At 69.2% G+C, this 18,403-nt stretch carries 13 protein-coding genes, 1 tRNA gene and 2 pseudogenes; 8 read left to right on the forward strand and 8 right to left on the reverse strand.

Going from position 1 to position 18,403, the window contains the following annotated elements:
* The first annotated feature begins 23 nt into the window (after positions 1–23).
* Positions 24–97 (forward strand) — tRNA-Gly (locus ACK8HH_RS02030).
* Positions 98–425: 328 nt separating this feature from the next.
* Here ACK8HH_RS02030 and ACK8HH_RS02035 read toward each other — a convergent pair.
* The 3 genes and pseudogenes from ACK8HH_RS02035 to hutU all read right to left on the reverse strand — a co-directional run bounded on the left by ACK8HH_RS02035 (position 426) and on the right by hutU (position 3,780).
* Positions 426–875, reverse strand: coding sequence for a hypothetical protein (locus ACK8HH_RS02035; protein ID WP_412475496.1), 450 nt, complete (start codon positions 873–875; stop codon positions 426–428).
* A 32-nt stretch (positions 876–907) separates the two neighbouring features.
* Positions 908–2,104 (reverse strand): imidazolonepropionase, encoded by a 1,197-nt coding sequence (hutI, locus tag ACK8HH_RS02040; RefSeq protein WP_412475497.1) that lies wholly within the window; start codon positions 2,102–2,104, stop codon positions 908–910.
* Between the two features lie 3 nt (positions 2,105–2,107).
* A pseudogene (gene hutU, locus ACK8HH_RS02045) lies at positions 2,108–3,780 on the reverse strand (urocanate hydratase).
* 294 nt (positions 3,781–4,074) lie between these two features.
* Between hutU and ACK8HH_RS02050 the strand changes: the two are divergent.
* The 6 genes and pseudogenes from ACK8HH_RS02050 (at position 4,075) to ACK8HH_RS02075 (ending at position 11,354) form a co-directional block, all read left to right on the forward strand.
* Positions 4,075–7,443 (forward strand): annotated as a pseudogene (locus tag ACK8HH_RS02050) (NAD-glutamate dehydrogenase domain-containing protein).
* Between the two features lie 50 nt (positions 7,444–7,493).
* Positions 7,494–8,252: a histidine utilization repressor gene (hutC, locus tag ACK8HH_RS02055; RefSeq protein ID WP_278125953.1), complete on the forward strand. Its 759-nt coding sequence runs from the start codon at positions 7,494–7,496 to the stop codon at positions 8,250–8,252.
* Between the two features lie 127 nt (positions 8,253–8,379).
* Entirely contained in the window at positions 8,380–8,853 is a 474-nt protein-coding gene (locus tag ACK8HH_RS02060; RefSeq protein WP_412475498.1) for a hypothetical protein, read from the forward strand.
* 81 nt (positions 8,854–8,934) lie between these two features.
* Positions 8,935–9,492 (forward strand): potassium channel family protein, encoded by a 558-nt coding sequence (locus ACK8HH_RS02065; RefSeq protein ID WP_375003047.1) that lies wholly within the window; start codon positions 8,935–8,937, stop codon positions 9,490–9,492.
* A gap of 75 nt (positions 9,493–9,567) precedes the next feature.
* A complete protein-coding gene (gene dcd / locus ACK8HH_RS02070) occupies positions 9,568–10,134 on the forward strand; it encodes a dCTP deaminase (RefSeq protein WP_006896972.1) in 567 nt (188 codons plus the stop codon).
* Positions 10,135–10,199: 65 nt separating this feature from the next.
* Entirely contained in the window at positions 10,200–11,354 is a 1,155-nt protein-coding gene (locus ACK8HH_RS02075) for a hypothetical protein (RefSeq protein ID WP_412475499.1), read from the forward strand.
* A gap of 36 nt (positions 11,355–11,390) precedes the next feature.
* Here ACK8HH_RS02075 and ACK8HH_RS02080 read toward each other — a convergent pair whose 3' ends face one another.
* From ACK8HH_RS02080 to ACK8HH_RS02100, 5 genes are all read right to left on the reverse strand, one after another.
* Entirely contained in the window at positions 11,391–12,155 is a 765-nt protein-coding gene (locus ACK8HH_RS02080) for a MerR family transcriptional regulator (RefSeq protein WP_039867658.1), read from the reverse strand.
* Between the two features lie 43 nt (positions 12,156–12,198).
* On the reverse strand, positions 12,199–13,326 hold the full coding sequence (locus tag ACK8HH_RS02085) for a PDR/VanB family oxidoreductase (RefSeq protein WP_045540302.1): 1,128 nt from the start codon (positions 13,324–13,326) through the stop codon (positions 12,199–12,201).
* 5 nt (positions 13,327–13,331) lie between these two features.
* Positions 13,332–14,240: a metal-dependent hydrolase gene (locus tag ACK8HH_RS02090; protein WP_412475500.1), complete on the reverse strand. Its 909-nt coding sequence runs from the start codon at positions 14,238–14,240 to the stop codon at positions 13,332–13,334.
* A 41-nt stretch (positions 14,241–14,281) separates the two neighbouring features.
* Positions 14,282–16,054: an SDR family oxidoreductase gene (locus tag ACK8HH_RS02095; RefSeq protein WP_006896967.1), complete on the reverse strand. Its 1,773-nt coding sequence runs from the start codon at positions 16,052–16,054 to the stop codon at positions 14,282–14,284.
* A 108-nt stretch (positions 16,055–16,162) separates the two neighbouring features.
* A complete protein-coding gene (locus ACK8HH_RS02100) occupies positions 16,163–17,416 on the reverse strand; it encodes a pyridoxal phosphate-dependent aminotransferase (protein ID WP_006896966.1) in 1,254 nt (417 codons plus the stop codon).
* Between the two features lie 92 nt (positions 17,417–17,508).
* Between ACK8HH_RS02100 and ACK8HH_RS02105 the strand changes: the two genes are divergently transcribed.
* Positions 17,509–18,384, forward strand: coding sequence for an exodeoxyribonuclease III (locus tag ACK8HH_RS02105; protein ID WP_006896965.1), 876 nt, complete (start codon positions 17,509–17,511; stop codon positions 18,382–18,384).
* The last annotated feature ends 19 nt before the right edge of the window (positions 18,385–18,403 follow it).

Raw genomic sequence — 18,403 nt, forward strand, 5'->3', positions numbered from 1 at the left:
GAGCCGCGAGATCGCCTCGCAGTGCCGATGTAGTTTAGTGGTAGAACATCAGCTTCCCAAGCTGAGAGTGCGGGTTCGATTCCCGTCATCGGCTCCACGAAATCCCCTGGTCGGAGCATTTCTGGCCGGGGGATTTCGCGTTGCGAGGCAACTGTGAGTCAACATCTGCGAGTAGGTGCGGGCTCGCCCGCACCCGACTCCGGACGTCTCGATCGGACTCTGAGTCCACCGCATGGCGACACTCGACGAGTGCATCTGCGATCGGCGCATCAGGCACGGTCTCAACGCCACGTCGTCGGGCGAGCTGGCGCGGCGCCGACCCGCTGCCCCGACCATTCCTCGGACGGTCCGTACATCGCCCGCCGCAAAGTATTCCGTCTGCTGTGACGGCTCGAGCATCCAGCGTCGGCCCCGCCTCCGCGTCCTCATGGGACGGACGGACATGGCGATGCGGCGACGGCGGTCTTGACCGAGCGGGAGCACACGTATATACATGTATAGACAACGTGATGGGTGTCGCTTACAACGATGCTCATTGCGGACCGGCCGAGCCGCTCCTGGCCGGCTTCCAGCTCGCCGTCGGTGACAGCGACGTCGCCGGCGTCGAAGACGCTGATCGGTCCGGACAGGGCCATCGGCGCCAACGCGCGCCGCAGTGCACCGGGCCCCGTCGCCGCTCCGGTGCGGCCCTTGTTGCGGCGTACCCCTTCGTCGCTGGCGAAGCCGACGATCGTGGTGGGGGCGGGGGAGTCGGCGGCGGGCGGATCGTCGGCGACGAGCGGGCGCACCACGTGATGCCACCGCACATGCCCGGCACCCGGGCCGTCGTCTCGCTCCGACCACGGTTCGGGCGTCACATCCACGAGTCCGGTCATCGACATCGCTTGTGCCTCTCAATCTTCGGTTGTCAGTGTCGGGCGGGGACGGGTGCCCCGTTCTTCCACACCTCGCGGACCAGCGGAACTCCCGGCCGATAGGCCAGATGGATGTGCGACGGTGCGTCCAGTGCGATCGCGTCGGCGCGCGATCCCACCGTCAGACGGCCGATGTCGTTGCGCTGCAAGGCCGCTGCTCCGCCGGCGGTGGCGGCCCAGACCGCCTCGTCGGGACTCATGTGCATCTCCCGCACGGCCAGCGCGATGCACAGCGGGATGCTCGTGGTGTAACTGGTGCCGGGATTGCAGTCGGCGGCCAGCGCCACGGTGACGCCGGCGTCGAGCATCGCGCGAGCGTCGGGGTATCTGCTGCTGCGCGTGCAGAAGTCGGCGGTGGGCAGCAGGGTCGCGACCGTGCTGCTCGCGGCCAGCGCTTCGACGTCGTCGGCGGTGGTGTGCGTGACGTGGTCCACCGACGCGGCGCCGAGCTCGACGGCCAACTGCACGCCGGGGCCGGGGCCGAGCTGGTTGCCGTGCACTCGCGCGGTCAGCCCGGCGTCGATGCCGGCACGCAGCACCGCCTCGGACTGGTCGCGGTCGAACGCGCCGGTCTCGCAGAAGACGTCGATCCACTTCGCGTGCGGTGCGCAGTCGGGGATCATCCGCTCGCAGACCATCTCGACGTAATCGTCGGTGCGACCGGTGTATTCGGGCGGCGTCACGTGCGCGGCGAGCAGCGTCGTCTCACCGGTGTGCCGGCCCGCGACGCGAAGGCTGCGCATCTCGGTGTCGATGTCCTGCCCGTAACCGGACTTGCATTCGATCGTGGTGCTCCCGGCGGCGAGCGCCTCGCGCACCAGCCGCGCCATGTTGGCGTCGAGCTGGTCGTCGGAGGCGCCGCGGGTGGCGGCGATGGTGGTACGGATACCTCCCGCGCCGTACGGCTCGCCCGTCATCCGGGCCGCGAACTCCTCGGCGCGTTCACCGCCGAACACCAGATGTGCGTGACTGTCCACGACGCCCGGCAGCACGGCGCGTCCGTCCACGTCGTAGCGGTGGTGCGCGGCGCCGTCCGGAACCCGGGCGGCGGGGCCGACCCACTCCACGACGCCGTCGCGGAAGACCATCGCGGCGTCGTGGAGCAGTCCCAGCGGACCGTCGCCGAGCTCCGGGCTGTTGGTGATCAACGTGCCGATGCCGGTGATGAGAACCGATCCGTCTGAGGTCATCGGTCAGCTCTCGGCCATCGGGATGCGCACGCCGCGGGTGCGCGCGGTCTCGGTGGCGTGGTCGTAGCCGGCGTCCACGTGCCGGATGACGCCCATGCCCGGGTCGTTGGTGAGGACCCGTTCGATCTTCTGCGCGGCGAGTTCGGTTCCATCGGCGATGCACACCTGACCGGCATGGATCGAGCGTCCCATGCCGACGCCGCCGCCGTGGTGGATCGACACCCAGGAGGCGCCGGACGCCGTGTTGACCAGTGCGTTGAGCAGCGGCCAGTCGGCGATCGCGTCCGAACCGTCGGCCATGTCCTCGGTCTCGCGGTAGGGCGAGGCCACCGAACCGGAGTCGAGGTGGTCGCGGCCGATGGCCAGCGGCGCCGACAGTTCGCCGCTGGCGACCATCTCGTTGAACTTGAGTCCGGCACGGTGCCGCTCTCCGTAACCGAGCCAGCAGATGCGGGCGGGCAGTCCCTCGAACTCCACCCGCTCACCGGCCATCGTGATCCAGCGCCGCAGGTGCTCGTTCTCCGGGAACAGTTCGAGGATGGCCTTGTCGGTGGCCTCGATGTCCTTCGGGTCGCCCGACAGCGCCGCCCACCGGAACGGGCCGAGGCCCTCCTCGAACAGCGGGCGGATGTAGGCCGGAACGAAGCCCGGGAACTCGAACGCCCGCTCGTAGCCGCCCTTGCGGGCCTCGTCGCGGATCGAGTTGCCGTAGTCGAAGACCTCGGCGCCGCGATCCATGAACCCGACCATCGCCTCCACGTGCGCGGCCATCGAGCGCTGCGACTCCGTGGTGAACCACTGCGGATCCTTCTGGGCGTACGTGTGCCAGTCCTCGAGGGAGATCCCGACGGGCAGGTACGACAGCGGGTCGTGCGCGGAGGTCTGGTCGGTGACGATGTCGATCGGGGCGTTCATCTCCAGCAGCTGCGGGAAGATCTCGGCCGCGTTGCCGAGCAGGCCGATCGACAGCGGTCGGCGCTCGTCGCGGGCCCTGGTCGCCAGATCGAGCGCCTCGTCGACGGTCTCGGCCTTCGCGTCGAGGTAGCGATGCGCGATCCGGCGGTCGATGCGGGCCGGGTCGCACTCCACGCAGATCGCGACGCCGTCGTTCATCGTGACCGCCAGCGGCTGCGCGCCGCCCATGCCGCCGAGGCCGGCGGTGAGGGTGATCGTCCCGGCCAGCTGCCGCCGAAGCGCTTGCGGGCCACGGCACCGAAGGTCTCGTAGGTGCCCTGCAGGATGCCCTGGCTGCCGATGTAGATCCACGAGCCGGCCGTCATCTGGCCGTACATGGTCAGCCCGAGTTCCTCGAGCCTGCGGAACTCCTCCCAGTTGGCCCAGTCGCCGACGAGGTTGGAGTTGGCCAGCAGCACGCGCGGCGCCCACTCGTTGGTGCGGAAGACGCCGACCGGCCTGCCGGACTGCACCAGCATGGTCTCGTCGTCCTTGAGGGTCTTGAGCGTGGCCACCATCGCGTCGAACGCGGCCCAGCTGCGGGCGGCGCGACCGGTGCCGCCGTAGACGACCAGGTCGTCCGGGCGTTCGGCGACCTCGGGGTCGAGGTTGTTCATCAGCATCCGCAGCGCGCCCTCCTGCTGCCACCCGAGGGTGTTCAGCTCGGAGCCGCGCGGTGCGCGGACGGGGCGGGCTTCGTGGCCGGGCGAGGTGATGTCCATGAGAACTCCTGGTGTTCTGCGTCGTGTTTATCGGTGGTTGTGTACTGGCTCACGTTCTGCAAGTATGACTTGTATATTCCTGTCTATACAGATTCGTGTCAAGGGGCGGTTCCGAAACCGGTCCCGGGACGCGAGAAGTTCGACCACCCGAACGGACACGACGATCAGCCGGATGCAGCGTGGTATCCGGCGGAAGGGTCCCTTGAAATGGACACCGCATCTCCCACCGACACCGCCGCCCTCGTCCACACCGACGCCGACCACACGGACGCCGGAGACACCGCCGCGGGCGGGATCGACGACGCCCTCGCCCGCGTCTTCCGCCGATGGGACGAGGCGGCCCTCGACGGCGCACAGACCGACATCCGCGACTCACTCGCACGGTTCGTCTCCGGGCTGCCCGCCGGGTACAAGCAGGACTTCGAGCCTCGGCGCGCTCGCGTGGACCTGGACGTTCTGGCCGGGCTCGCCGCCGGGGACCTGGATGTCCGCCTCGCCGCCGACCCGGCCGCGGCGGACCGGCACCGGCTGTCGCTGTACGTCGGCGGACAGCCGGCGTCGCTGGGCGACGTGATGCCGTTGCTGCAGAGTCTCGGCGTCGAAGTGCTCGACGAGCGTCCGTACGCGCTGGTCTCGCCGACCGAGGTGCCGTGCTGGGTGTACGAGTTCACGGTCCGCTACCCGAGCGCCCCGACCGACGGTTTCGAGGCCTTCGCGGCGCGCTTCGCCGCCGCCGTGCGGGCGCTGTGGCACGGACGGACCGAGCCGGACGCGCTCGGCGAACTGGTGGCCCGCGCCGGACTGCACTGGCGACAGGTGACCGTGCTGCGCGCCTGCGCCGAATACCTCCGTCAGGGCGGACTGCCGTACAGCAGCGCCTACGTCGCCGACGTCCTGCGCCGTCACCCGGACATCGCCGCGGGGATCGTCGGGTACTTCACCGCCCGGTTCGACCCGGCCGCCGCGACCGGCGACGGGGGCGAGGCCGCGGCGGCCGAGGTATCGGCGCTGATCGAGACGGTGCTCGGTCTCGACGAGGACCGGATCCTGCGCGCATTGGTCGACGTGGTGCGGAACACCGTGCGCACCAACTACTTCGCCACGCCCGAACGCGAGGCGCTGGCACTCAAACTCGATCCGCGCGCCATCGCCGAACTGCCGCAGCCGCGCCCGCGACACGAGATCTTCGTTCACTCACCGTCGATGGCGGGTGTGCACATGCGGTTCGGGGCGGTCGCCCGCGGCGGGCTTCGCTGGTCGGACCGGCGTGAGGACTTCCGCACCGAGGTCCTCGGTCTGGTGAAGGCACAGGCGGTGAAGAACGCGGTGATCGTTCCGGTCGGAGCGAAAGGCGGGTTCGTGCTGCGCCGCCCGCCCGCCGCGACCGGTGACGCCGAAGCCGATCGTGCGGCGCTGCGCGCGGCGGGCGTTTCCGGTTACCGCCTGTTCATCCGCTCGCTGCTCGACGTCACCGACAACGTCGACCGTGCCACCGGTGCCGTGATTCCGGCCGCCGGCCTGGTCCGGTACGACGGTGACGACGCCTACCTCGTGGTGGCCGCAGACAAGGGCACCGCGTCGTTCTCCGACATCGCCAACGAGGTGGCCGCCGACTACGGTTTCTGGCTCGGCGACGCCTTCGCCTCCGGCGGCTCGGTCGGCTACGACCACAAACAGATGGGCATCACCGCCCGCGGGGCGTGGCAGGCGGTGACCCGCCGATTCCGCGAACTCGGCGTCGACGTCGGTGCCGAGGACTTCACGGTCGCGGGGATCGGCGACATGAGCGGCGACGTCTTCGGCAACGGGATGCTGTGCAGCGAACACATCCGGCTGGTCGCGGCCTTCGACCACCGGCACATCTTCCTCGATCCCGACCCGGACGCCGCGTCATCGTACGCGGAGCGGCGGCGGCTGTTCGAGCTGCCGCGGTCGTCGTGGGCCGACTACGACAGTGCGCTCATCAGCGCGGGAGGCGGGGTGTGGGAGCGCGGCGTGAAGTCCGTGCCGGTCAGTGCGCCGGTGCGCCGGGCACTCGGCCTCGACGAGTCCGTCACCGAACTGACCCCGCCGGAGCTGATCCGGGCGATCCTGTGCGCACCCGTCGACCTGCTGTGGAACGGCGGCATCGGCACCTATGTGAAGGCGGGCACCGAGTCTCACGCCGACGCGGGGGACAAGGGCACCGACGCCGTGCGCGTGGACGCCGGCGACCTGCGCGCCCGTGTGATCGGGGAGGGCGGCAATCTCGGCCTGACGCAGGCCGCCCGCATCGAGTTCGCGCGCGGCGGCGGCAAGGTCGGCACCGACGCCCTCGACAACTCCGCCGGCGTGGACTGCTCCGACCACGAGGTGAACATCAAGATCCTGCTGGACGACCTGGTGGGCGCCGGTGAGATCGACGCCGAAGCGCGGGCGCGGTTGCTCGCGGCCATGACTGACGAGGTCGCGGCATTGGTACTGGCGGACAACGTCTCCCAGAACGCGGTGATCGGTACCGCCCTCACCGAGGCGCCGGCGCAACTCGGAGTGCACGCCCGGCAGATCGCGGCACTGGAGGCCGCAGGCGCGCTCGACCGCGCATTGGAAGTGCTGCCGGACCGTGCCGAGATCGCCGCCCGCAAGCGGGCGGGGTAGGGCCTCGCCGCCCCCGAACTCGCGACGCTGATGGCGCACGTCAAACTCGAACTGAAAGAGCAACTGCTGGCAGGCGACCTCGTCGACCATGACGTCTGCGTGCCGATCCTGCGCGAGTACTTCCCCCAGCCGCTGAACCGCGCGCACGCGGACGCGATCGATCGGCATCGGTTGCGCCGCGAGATCATCGCGACCGAACTGACCAACCGCGTGGTCGCGGGCGGTGGCCTCGCCTACGTCTTCCGGCTCGCCGAGGAGGTGGGGGCGTCCACGGACGACGCCGCGCGGGCGTTCGTCGTGGTGACGGAGGTGTTCGGGTTGCCGGAGCTCTGGTCGCGCATCGGTACGGCCGATGTCCCCGCCGCGGTCGCCGACGAACTCGTGCTGGTCTCCCGGCGGCTGCTCGACCGGGCGGCGCGCTGGATGCTGAATCGTCGTCCCCAGCCGCTGGCGGTCGGTGCCGAGATCGCGCGGTTCCGCGAGCGGATCGCGAGGGCGTCGGAACTGCTCGGCGGCTGGCTGGTGGGCGCCGACCGCACCAACCTGCACGACCGTACGCGCGCGATCGCGCGCCGCGGTGCGCACGAAGACCTGGTGCGCGACGTGGAGTTGGTGCTGGATCGGTTCGGTCTGCTCGACGTCGTCGAGATCGCCGACCGGTCCGGATGCGAACTGTCCGTCGCGGGGGAACTGTACTTCCGACTGTGCGAACACGTGGGCCTGGTTCCGCTGCTCGGCAGGGTGTCGGCGCTGCCGACGGAGAGCCGGTGGGACACGCTGGCGCGGCTGGCGCTGCGGGATGAGTTGTACGACAGCGTGCGCGTCCTGACCCTCGACGTTCTCATGCACTCGGTGGCCGGCGACGGCCCCGAACGGATGATCGCGGACTGGGAGGAGCGCAACGGGTCCCGGCTGAGCCGGGCGCGGGCCGTGCTCGACGAGGTCGCCCGGATACCGGTCTCCGCCGACCGCGGGCTGGCCGCGCTGTCCGTCGCGTCGCGGCAACTGCGACGGATGGCCGGCTGAGGTCGGTAGACTTCGTGGGCCGGTGAGATCTCGAGGAACAGGGGCGGTCGATGGCAGTGGTCGAACTCGACGCGGACCTCGCGGCTCTGTTCGACGAGCCCGGCGGCGAGTCGCTTCCCGCCTACGAGCGCGTCAAGCGGTTGGTCTCGGCTCAGATCCGGTCGGGCCGGTGGTCCGAAGGCGATCAACTGCCGTCCGAGAACCAGTTCGTCAACGCGCTGGGGCTCTCCCGGATGACGATCAACCGGGCACTGCGCGAACTCACCGGCGAGGGGCTGATCGTCCGGATGATGGGCGTGGGCACCTTTGTGGCGGGAACGAAGGCGCCGTCGCCGCTGTTCGAGGTGAAGAACATCGCCGACGAGATCCAGCAGCGCGGGCACCGGCACCGCACCGAGGTGGTGCTGGTGCGCGAAGAGAAGGCCACTACCGCGTCCGCGCCGTTGAGCGAAGCCGTCGGGGTCGCCACGGTGTTCCACTCGGTGCTGGTGCATTTCGAGGACGAGACGCCGATCCAGGTCGAGGACAGGTTCGTCAATCCTGCCGAGGCGCCCGACTATCTCGCGCAGGACTTCACCGAACTCACGCCCAACGATTACCTCAGCCGTGTGGCTCCGCTGGTCCGGGGAGAGCATGTGGTGGAGGCGGTGCTGGCCAGTCCCGAGGAATGCCGGCTGCTGCAGATCGAACGGTCCGAGCCGTGCCTGCTTATCCGGCGCCGGACCTGGTCCGAGCACGGACTGGTGAGTGTGGCCCGGCTGATCCATCCCGGCTCACGCAATCGGCTGGAGGGCTCGTTCACCCGCTGACCGTTCGGCTGTGGGGACCACGGTGGAGAACCCGAGCGGGTACGCCGTCCGAATGGTCGCTCTCGCGGCGAGAGGTCCGTCCCGATTAGGTTCGGATCACCGCGATCGGCTACCCACCGGAGACTCGATGACTGAACCACCGCCCGGCGGCCACCCGTCGTGGGGACCCGGCCCGTCGCCGCTTCCGCGGCCGCTCGCATTCGGAATGCTGCCGCAGGGGCCGTACCTGGGCGAAGGGGTGGCGATCATGTGCGGCTTCGCGATCTTCAATCCCGTGCTCGCCTCCTCGGCGATCAGCGTCGAGGTTGACGGATACGAACTGGCACCGGTCAAGTGGGGCCGGATCGAAGTCCCCGTGGTTCCCGGAACGCATCGTTTCCGGGTGTTCATCCGACGCGGCGCCGAACGCAAGCACCTCGCCGAGTGCACCGGTGAGGTCCGTGCGGGCGAATTGCTGGAGCTGACCTACATGTTCCCCCGGTTCGGTGGCGTGCAACTGTATTCGACGCCGACCGCGGCGGAGTCGCGGCGTGCGCTGCTGGTGTACTTCGCTCTGGTGGCGGTGATCTGGGCGCTGCTCTGGGGCGTCACGCTGCTGTGAGTTGCTGCGAGACAGGCGCGGACACCGGGCGGTTCGGCGATTCTCTGCGCCTGGTCCGCCGCGCGTGGTGCGATTGATTCGATGAACGATTCCGGCACCGCGCCCCATCGAACGAGCCACGTGGCCGCGGCGTTGCTGCGGCCGCTCGGAGCCGCGGCGGTCCTCCTCGCGGGCTACTTCCTGCTGCCGATCGGCAGCGACAGCACCTGGCGGGTGCCCGGGATGATCGTCGGCGTCGCGCTGCTCGGCGGCTTCTGCGTATGGGAGGTCCGGCACTTCCTCCGGTCCGACCACCCGGTCGCGACGGCGATCGAGATGCTCGCCGCCGTGATCTGCTTCTACATCGTCTCGTTCTCGGCGACCTACTACCTCTTCAGCGAGTACGCGCCCGGTTCGTTCAACGAGGCCCTGAGCAGAGTCGACGCCCTGTACTTCTGCCTGACGGTCTTCACGACCACCGGATTCGGCGACCTGGTCGCGGTATCGCAGAATGCGCGGATCGCCGTATCGGTTCAGATGGCGAGCAGTTTGATCGTGCTCGGTCTCGGTATCCGCTTCGTCAGCCTCCTGGTGCGCGACCGAGTCTCCGGCGGTCGCCGGCTCGACGAGTACCGGCGCCGGCAGCGGGACGAGCAGTGACGTCACCGCCGCCCGGTGCGCTCCGCACTCCCGACCCTCGATGAACTCGGCCTTCATGCTCTAGTCTGAGGAATCGTGCTGCTATCAGACCGCGACATCCGTGCCGAGATCGATGCCGGGAACCTCGGCATCGACCCGTTCGACCCGGGCCTGGTCCAGCCGTCGAGTGTGGACGTACGACTGGACTCGCTGTTTCGCGTCTTCAACAACACCAAGTACACGCACATCGATCCCGCGAAGCGGCAGGACGAGTTGACCACCTTGGTCGAACCCGCCGAGGGCGAGCCCTTCGTGCTGCATCCGGGCGAGTTCGTCCTCGGCTCGACCCTGGAGGTGTGCTCGCTGCCCGACTTCCTCGCGGGCCGTCTGGAGGGCAAGTCGTCGCTCGGCCGATTGGGCTTGCTCACGCACTCCACCGCGGGCTTCATCGACCCGGGCTTCTCCGGCCACATCACGCTCGAACTGTCGAACGTGGCGAATCTGCCGATCACGCTGTGGCCGGGAATGAAGATCGGCCAGCTCTGCCTGTTCCGGTTGACCAGCCCCGCCGAGAGCCCGTACGGCTCCGCGTCGGTCGGGTCGAAGTATCAGGGGCAGCGCGGGCCGACGCCGTCGAAGGCGTACCTCAATTTCCAGAGATGAGCCGGAGCCGGCACCGGCGGCACCGGTGCGGGTGACGGGTTCGAATCACCACTAGGAGAGTCGTCGTGACGGGTCCGCTCAGCCGACCGCCGGCCTGGCTGGCGGACTTCGACCTGCCCGGCGACCCGACGGGTGCGGTGATCGCCCTCGATCTGCGTCCCACCGGACTGTGGGCCGCGCGCATCGAGAACGGTGCGGTGATCGCGTCCGAGGTCGAGGAGCGCATCCACCCCGACGTGCTCGACGCCAGAATCGCCGCGTACCTGCGCGATACCGGTCGCGTCGACGCCGCGGCCCCGGAGGTCTTCGCCGAGCTCGTCACCCTGGTGGGCCGGGCCCGCGCCTCGCTCGCCGGACGCGACAGTGCGCTCATCCTCGGAGACGAGCACATCCGGGTGCTCACGCTGACGCTCGACGACGTCGTCGAGGCCACCGTCCCGGAGGCGAATCGCGCCCACGGAATGGTGGTGGAGCTCGCGGGCGCCCTGCCGGTCGATGCGATCGCGCTCGGGCCCGGCGACACCGCCTGGCCCGGGTTGTCCGAGTCGCTCACCGAACGCGGCTTCTCGGTGATCGCACCGGGCGACGACTTCCCGGCGACCTTCGGCGGTGACGACGAGCCGACCGAGACGCTCGCTCCCGTCCCCGCACCGCCGCCGATCCGCGCGTGGGATGCCGGCGCCGCCGACCCCGGGCTGATCGACCCGGCCGACTACGGACTGGATCGCTTCGGCAACGCGCTGCCGGACGTGTACGACGATGCCGAGGGCGCCGAGGAACCACCTGCCGAGGAGCCGGCGTCCGCGGACGCGGCCGTCGAACCGCAGCCGGGTATGAGGGGCCGGATGATCGTGGTGGCGGCGCTGGCGCTGCTCGCGATCGGGGGCGGCGGCGTGGCGCTGGCGATGAATGCTCATGAGACGTCGGGGCCCGACCGGAGCGCAGCGGAATCGGCGACCCGGCCGACTGCCCGGACCTCGAACACCGCGTCCGAGCCGGTCCGGGTGCCCGGCTCGGTGGATCCGCGCGACGTCGCCGCGGCACGGGCGCCGCTGGCCAGGTACACCACGCCTCCGCCGCCCCCACCGCCGCCCAAGACGACCCTGCGCACGCCGACGGAGGCGCAGACCGGCCCTGCGCCGCCGGCTCCGCCCCCGGAGAACCGGCGTCGGACGATCCCGAACCCGATACCGGGTCTCCCGCCGATCGTGATCGGGTAGCGCGGTCTCACGAGGCCCGATCCGAGACGGTCGCCTTCAGCTCTCGCGCTGGTCCCGGCGTTCGCGGGCGACGGCCAGGTAGTCGTCGAGCTGTCGTGCCAGTTCGCGGTCGAGCGCGCGGTAGAGCGTGTTGTGCGCCGCCACCCGGCCGGTGACCTTCAGCTCGCCCAAGAAGGTGGACGCCCAGTCCGACTCTGCTCCGCTCTCCGGGATCCAGCCGTCGAAGCGGCCTTCGGTGATGGCGCGGCGGCCGGCGCTGATCAGCGTCTTTGCGGCACGGTCCATGTCCTCGTCGAGCTGTCGCTGCAGGTCGAGGATGTACGGCAGCGGTATGCCGATCTGCATCAGACGCTGATAGGCGTCGATGGTCTCGACGTCCTTGATCATGTACTGGCGGGGCGGGTCATCGTCGCCGATCGGCTCGATGAGCCCGAACTCGCGGACCCGGCTCAGCAGCTTCGGATCGCTGGTGTTGAGCTTGGCGTGCAACTCGGCGGCGGTCACGGTGTCGGTGGGGGTCTGCGACCACGGCCGCGACACCACCTCGCGCAGCCCGAGCGACTCGGCGATGTCGTCGCCTGTCTGCACGCGCTTGAAGAAGTCGCCGATGTGCGTCATCGTGAAGCCGCGAGCCAGCAGATCGTTGATGACGCGCAGCTTCGCCAGGTGCTCGTCGCCGTAGATCGCTATCCGGCCGCGGCGGATGGGACGCGGGATGAGTCCCCGATCCTGGTAGCCGCGGACGTTGCGGGTCGTCGTTCCCGCGGCCCGTGCCAGATCATCGATTCGGTACTCGGTCATGGGGTGCATTGTTCCAAACCCCGGACCGGTGCCGGAGCCGTCCTCACATCTCGACGGTCAGGGAGTCGGAACGGCATCGGGACACGCACGGGAGGAACCAGCCCTCCTCCCGTTCGGGTCCGGTCAGCAGCGTGTCACGATGATCCACCTCGCCCGCGCTCGTCTTGAGCCGACAGGTGCCGCAGAATCCCTGCTGACAGGAGTACGGGACGGCCGGATCCACCCGCCGCAGCGCGGTGAGCACCGACTCGTCGGCCGCGACCGTCTCTGTGCGTCCGGTGGAACCGATCCGGACTGTGAACTCGGTGCCGTCGAGGATCGGCGGCGGCGAGAAGCGCTCGAAGTGCAGCTCGATATCGCTGCGATCGGCCAGATGCGTACGCAGGCGCTCGAGCATCGGGACCGGACCGCAGCAGTACACCGACAGCCCCGCGTCGCCGGCCGGGACCGGTCCCACCAGTTCGGCCATGCCCGGCAGCCCGTCGACGTCGTCGGTCCGGACCGTCACCTTGTCGCCGTACCGGCTGAGCTCGTCGATGAACGGGATCGAGTCGGCGGAGCGGCCGGAGTAGATCATCGACCAGTCGAGTCCGTAACGGTCGGCCATCGCGATCATGGGGAGGATCGGGGTGATGCCGATGCCCGCGGCGACGAAGCGCAGCGTGCGCGCCGGCGATCCGTAGCCGGGCAGAACCAGCGGGAAGGCGTTGCGCGGTCCCTTGATCTGGATCGAGTCACCGACCCGCAGACCGTCGTGCACCTCGATGGAGCCGCCACCGCCGTCCGGGATGCGCCGGACCGCGATGCGGTAGGTGCGCCGATCGCCGGGATCGCCGCAGAGCGAGTACTCGCGCATGCGGCCCGACGGCAGGAGCAGATCCAGGTGCGCGCCGGGATGCCACTCGGGCAGGATCGAGCGATCCGGCGCGGCGAAGGTCAAGGCGATCACGTTCTCGTCGACGGCCACCACCTCGCGGTCGACGATGTCGAGGGTCATGACGCCGTCGTTCGCGGCCGGATCGCGCAGCGGCGAGATCGGCCGCCAGAACGGGAACCAGACCTTGCCGACCCCGGTGAGCAGCCTCATCAGCGGGTCGCGGCGGAACCGGCCGTACAGGTGCGGCGGTTCGGTGGAGAGGTCGGAGATGGGGCGTGCGGAGCCGTGCGTCATGATCGTCATGCCGCTCGACGAGCTCCGGGCGAGGAGGCCAGGAAGGCCACCGCCTGGGCGGTGTCGCCGATGTCGGTCGGCGCGAAGCCCGGTTTGAAGTAGGTGAGCGTCGCGAGCGCGAGCTTCGAGAGCTTCGGGAACACTCCGGCGCGTGAGTCGCGCACGTAGCTCCGGACGTACAGGCGGGTCTTCGTCACGACTGACTTGTCGGCGACCGTCGGATCCTGACTGTTGATGAACCGGAAACCGCGAGCCATCAGCCAGATCAGGAAGGGGAAGGCCAGCGCCATCGCGCGAGCGCGGCGGAGCGGACTGTCGGCGAAGTACGCGGCGGCGTCGTGCGCCACCGCACGGTGCTCCACCTCTTCGGCTCCGTGCCAGGTGAACATGTCGGTCATCGCGGGGTCGGCGCCGTTCTCGGCCCACGTGCAGTTCAGCGCGAAATCACCGAGGATCGCGGTGTAGTGCTCGATGGCGGCGATGAGCCACAGGCGTTCGATCAGGTGCTTGCGCTTCTGCTCGGCGTTCCCGTCGCGAGGTCCGAGCACCCGCCGGAAGATCCACTCCATCTGCTGCAGGTAGCCGGTGGGGTCCACGCCGTGTCCGCGCAGCCAGTTCTCGACGGCCCGGTCGTGAACCTCGGCGTGCATCGCCTCCTGCCCGACGAATCCGCGCATGTCGGCGGCGAGCGCCTCGTCCTTGATCAGAGGCAGCGCCTCGTTGAAGGTCTCGACGAACCACCGTTCGCCCTCGGGCAGCAGCAGGTTGAGGACGGTGATCATGTTCGACGACATCGGGTGGCCGGGGATCCAGTGCAGCGGAGTCTCCGACAGATCGAATGCGACGTTGCGCGCGTGGAGTTCGATCTTGCCGGGATCGGTGTCGGCGGTGGAGTGTGTGTGCCCGGTGTTCATCTGTCCCTCCGGTTCTAGAGAAGAGTCCTGTTCGAGGTGGATCAGCCTGCGATCTTCTGACGGGCGCCGATGCGCGCCGCCCACGGGAAGAAGCGGTAGACGCGGTAGCCGAACTCGGCTTCGGGCGTCACCGGCACCACGGCCTTGTTCTTCGCGATGGCGGCGACGATGTCGCGCGCGACCCGGTCGGGAGTGAAGTTCCGCTTCTGGTAGAACTTGTCGACCTTCTCGCGGGCCGCCGACTCGTCGGCGGCCCCGGCGTACTCGGTGTTCGCGGTGATGTTGGTGTGCACGATGCCCGGGCAGATCGCGGTGACCCCGACGCGGTGCTCGGCGAGTTCTGCGCGCAGCGACTCGGAGAACATCAGCACACCGGCCTTGCTCGCCGAGTACAGGCCGAGGTCGCGGGAGAGGGTGAAAGCCGCGGCGGAGGCCAGGTTGACGATGTGTCCGCCGACGCCGCGCTCGGCCATCTGCCTGCCGAAGGCGCGGCTGCCGCTGATGACCCCGCGCAGGTTGATGGCGAGGAGCCGGTCCACCTGTTCGTCGGACGCGGCCAGCGCCGATCCGGCGAGGGCCACGCCCGCGTTGTTGACGACGATGTCGGCGACGCCGTGGGCAGCGCGCACATCGTCGGCGAAGCGGGTCACCGCGTCGGTGTCGGAGACGTCGAGCCGGTAGGCGGTGGCCGGGACGCCCTTGGCCTTGCACGCGATCGCGGTCTCCTCGGCCGAATCCAGGTCGATGTCGGCGAGGACCAGTTCGGCGCCGAGATCGGCCAGGGCATACGCCGTCTCACGTCCGATGCCGCTGCCCGCGCCGGTGACGACGGCGAGTTTGCCGATCAGTTCGCGCGCCGGCCCGTCGACGCGGGCACGGTCGATGGTGTTGGGGGACACCGGTGCGCCGCCGGCGATGGTCTCGATGAACTCGATCGCCGTGTCCGCCAGGTAACCGGGGTTGGTGTACGGGAGCCAATGGCCGGTGGCGGTCCGCTTACGCCAGAGCCTGTCCGCGTGGGTGTGCGTGCGTTCGTAGATCGCCGGACGCAGCGCGATGTCGCGATCGTTCACGACCTCCAGCACCGGCACTCGGGTCGGCCGGGGCTCCGGATTCGCCAGCTTGCCGCGGATGTTGGCTCGGTACAGCTTGAGCCCGCTGATCATGTCCTCTCGCAGCGTCGGGCCGAACCGAGCGTTCTCGCGCGGGGTCCCCTCGACGAGGTGGAGGAACTCCGTCCAGACGCGGTCGGATCCGAAGGTCCGGAAGAACAGGTCCGATGCGCCGGGGACCTGGAAGAACGCGGTGTAGGCCGACGAGGCGACCTGGGAGAGCGCCTGTGCGACGCCCCGCGGCGTGGGCCGTGCCATCTTCGCGCGAGCCCACTCGCCGAGGTAGTCGAGGTTCGGGCCCGACACGGAGGTGAACGAGGCGATCACGTCATCGGCGCCGGCGGTGGTGACCGTCTCCCAGGCCTGGACCGAACCCCAGTCGTGCGCGACGATGTGCGTCTTGCCGTCGGGGTTCACGGCGTGGCACACCGCGAGCATGTCCTGCGCCAGGGCGTCGAGACGGTACGACTCCACCGCTACCGGACGCGTGCTGTCGCCGAACCCCCGCGTGTCGTATGCGTAGACGCGGAAATGCTCCGCCAGCCGCGGCGCCACCAGGTCCCACAGGTGGTGAGTGTCGGGCCAACCGTGCACCAGCAGCACGACCGGCTTGTCGGGCGTGCTCTCGCCGGGCGTGCCATACGAGAAGGTCGCGAGATCGACGTCGCCGTTCGTGACGTTGAAGCGGTGCCAATCGGCCATGGGCGTCTCCATCTGTCGGTGTGACAGATTTGACGTTACCAGGTGTCACATCTAACTGCTAGCAGCAGTTAGCGTCTGTTTTTCCGCTGGTCAGGGCGTCGGAGCCGGTCATTGTCGGTACGACGAGAGGAAGTTGCCGATCCGTTCGATGGCCTCGGCCAGGTCCTGGGCCCACGGCAGTGTGACGATTCGGAAGTGATGGGTGTCGGGGAGATTGAAGCCCGAACCCTGAACCACCAGGATCTTCTCCTGCAGCAGCAGATCCTGGACGAACTGCTCGTCGTCGTGGATCTGGTGCACCTCCGGATCCAGGCGCGGGAACGCGTACAGCGCCCCCATCGGCTTCACGCAGCTGACGCCCGGGATCTCGTTGAGCTTCTCCCACGTCACATTGCGCTGCTCGAACAGCCGGCCTCCGGGGGCGGTGAGCGCGTCGATGCTCTGATAACCGCCGAGCGCCACCTGGATCGCGTGCTGTGCGGGGACATTGGCGCACAGTCGGGTGGAGGCGAGGATCGACATACCCTCGATGAAGCCCTTCGCGTGGTCCTTGGGGCCGGTGCGAACCACCCATCCCGCGCGGTAGCCGCACACCCGGTAGGCCTTCGACAGGCCGTTGAAGGTCAGCACCAGCAGATCGGGGGCGAGGCTCGCGATGTTGATGTGCTCGGCGTCGTCGTACAGGATCTTGTCGTAGATCTCGTCGGCCAGGATCAGCAGCGAATGACGGCGTGCCAGATCCACGAGGCCCTCGAGGACCTCTCTGGAGTAGACCGCGCCGGTCGGATTGTTCGGGTTGATCACGACGATCGCCTTGGTGTTCGGCGTGATCTTCGACTCGATGTCCTCGATGTCCGGATTCCAGCCGTTGTCCTCGTCGCACCGGTAGTGCACGGGCGTGCCTCCGGACAGTGCCGTCATCGCCGTCCACAGCGGATAGTCCGGTGCCGGGATGAGCACCTCGTCGCCGTTGTTGAGCAACGCCTGCATGGTCATGGTGATGAGCTCGGAGACGCCGTTGCCGAGCAGGACGTCGTCGACGTCGAAGTAGGGGAAGTCCGGAATGGTCTCGTAGCGCGTGACCACCGCACGCCGTGCCGACAGCACGCCCGCCGATTCGGAGTAGCCCTGCGAGAACGGGAGGGCGTGGATCATGTCGCGCATGATGACGTCGGGCGCCTCGAAGCCGAACAGTGCGGGGTTGCCGATGTTCAGCTTCATGATCCGGTGTCCTTCGGACTCCAGACGGGACGCGTGCTCGTGCACTGGCCCGCGGATCTCATAACAGACGTTCTGCAGCTTCTCGGACTGTTCCAAGGGGCGCAGGTTCAGATTCTGGTGCGACACGTGGGGGCGGCTCATGGACTCATTCTGTCAGCCCCGGGCAACCGAATAGAATTCCGCGCCCGGGGGCGGCGGATGCCGCCCGCGGAGAGCTCGGGCATTCTGGGGCCGTGGCATCCGAGGAACTGACCGTGGTCTCGTTCAACGTCAACGGCATCCGTGCGGCGCGACGCCGCGGCTTCGACACGTGGCTGGCAGATCGGGCACCGGATGTGGTGGGACTGCAGGAGCTCCGCTGCCCGCCCGAGGAGATCGGCGAATTCCCCGGCTACACGGTGTCTTTCGACACGGGGACCATTCCGGGGCGCAACGGCGTGGCGATCGCGACCCGGCAGCCGCCGGCGTCGGTGCGGAGCTGGGCCACCGACCCGCCGCGGGCCCGCGGGCTGTCCGCGCACGCCTCGCACGGACGCTATCTGGAAGTCGACCTCGCCGATGAGCCGATCACGGTGGCCTGTCTGTACTTGCCGAAGGGCGGCTTGCCCGCGGAACTGCAGCGTCCCGGGAACATCCGGGAGAAGCCCGACGGCGGTGCGAAGTACCGGCGCAAGATGGCGTTCCTGGCCGGCTTCGCGCGCGAACTGGAGCGCAACCGACTCGCCGCTCGCCGCGCCGGTCGGGAGTTCCTGCTGATCGGCGACCTGAACATCGCCCACTGCGAGCACGACGTCACCAACTGGCGCGCCGCACGCAAGATGGAGGGGTTTCTGCCGGAGGAGCGCGAGTGGCTCGATCGGCAGCTCTCGCCGCGCAGGCTGATCGACGTGGTCCGGACACTGTACGGCGACCGGCCCGGCCCGCTCACCTGGTGGAGCTGGGCCGGGCAGTCGTTCGTGAAGGACGTCGGATGGCGCATCGACCACCAACTCGCGTCACCGGGGCTGGCGTCCCGGGCGCGATGGGTGACGGTCGACAAGGAGCCCTCGCCGGATGAGCGTCTGTCGGATCACGCGCCGCTGGTGGTCGGGTACCGGCGGCGGGCCTGAGACCGACACGCCGGCGCCG

It is taken from the genome of Gordonia sp. LUNF6, from assembly GCF_047041125.1.
GTDB classification, from domain to species: domain Bacteria; phylum Actinomycetota; class Actinomycetes; order Mycobacteriales; family Mycobacteriaceae; genus Gordonia; species Gordonia sihwensis.

Coding starts and splice junctions, on each gene's coding strand:
- ACK8HH_RS02080 (WP_039867658.1), bottom strand. CDS start 12,155: ATGACCGAGTACCGAATCGATGATCTGGCACGGGCCGCGGGAACGACG.
- ACK8HH_RS02035 (WP_412475496.1), bottom strand. CDS start 875: ATGACCGGACTCGTGGATGTGACGCCCGAACCGTGGTCGGAGCGAGAC.
- hutI (WP_412475497.1), bottom strand. CDS start 2,104: ATGACCTCAGACGGATCGGTTCTCATCACCGGCATCGGCACGTTGATC.
- ACK8HH_RS02090 (WP_412475500.1), bottom strand. CDS start 14,240: ATGAACACCGGGCACACACACTCCACCGCCGACACCGATCCCGGCAAG.
- ACK8HH_RS02065 (WP_375003047.1), top strand. CDS start 8,935: ATGAACGATTCCGGCACCGCGCCCCATCGAACGAGCCACGTGGCCGCG.
- ACK8HH_RS02095 (WP_006896967.1), bottom strand. CDS start 16,054: ATGGCCGATTGGCACCGCTTCAACGTCACGAACGGCGACGTCGATCTC.
- hutC (WP_278125953.1), top strand. CDS start 7,494: ATGGCAGTGGTCGAACTCGACGCGGACCTCGCGGCTCTGTTCGACGAG.
- ACK8HH_RS02060 (WP_412475498.1), top strand. CDS start 8,380: ATGACTGAACCACCGCCCGGCGGCCACCCGTCGTGGGGACCCGGCCCG.
- ACK8HH_RS02100 (WP_006896966.1), bottom strand. CDS start 17,416: ATGAGCCGCCCCCACGTGTCGCACCAGAATCTGAACCTGCGCCCCTTG.
- ACK8HH_RS02085 (WP_045540302.1), bottom strand. CDS start 13,326: ATGACGCACGGCTCCGCACGCCCCATCTCCGACCTCTCCACCGAACCG.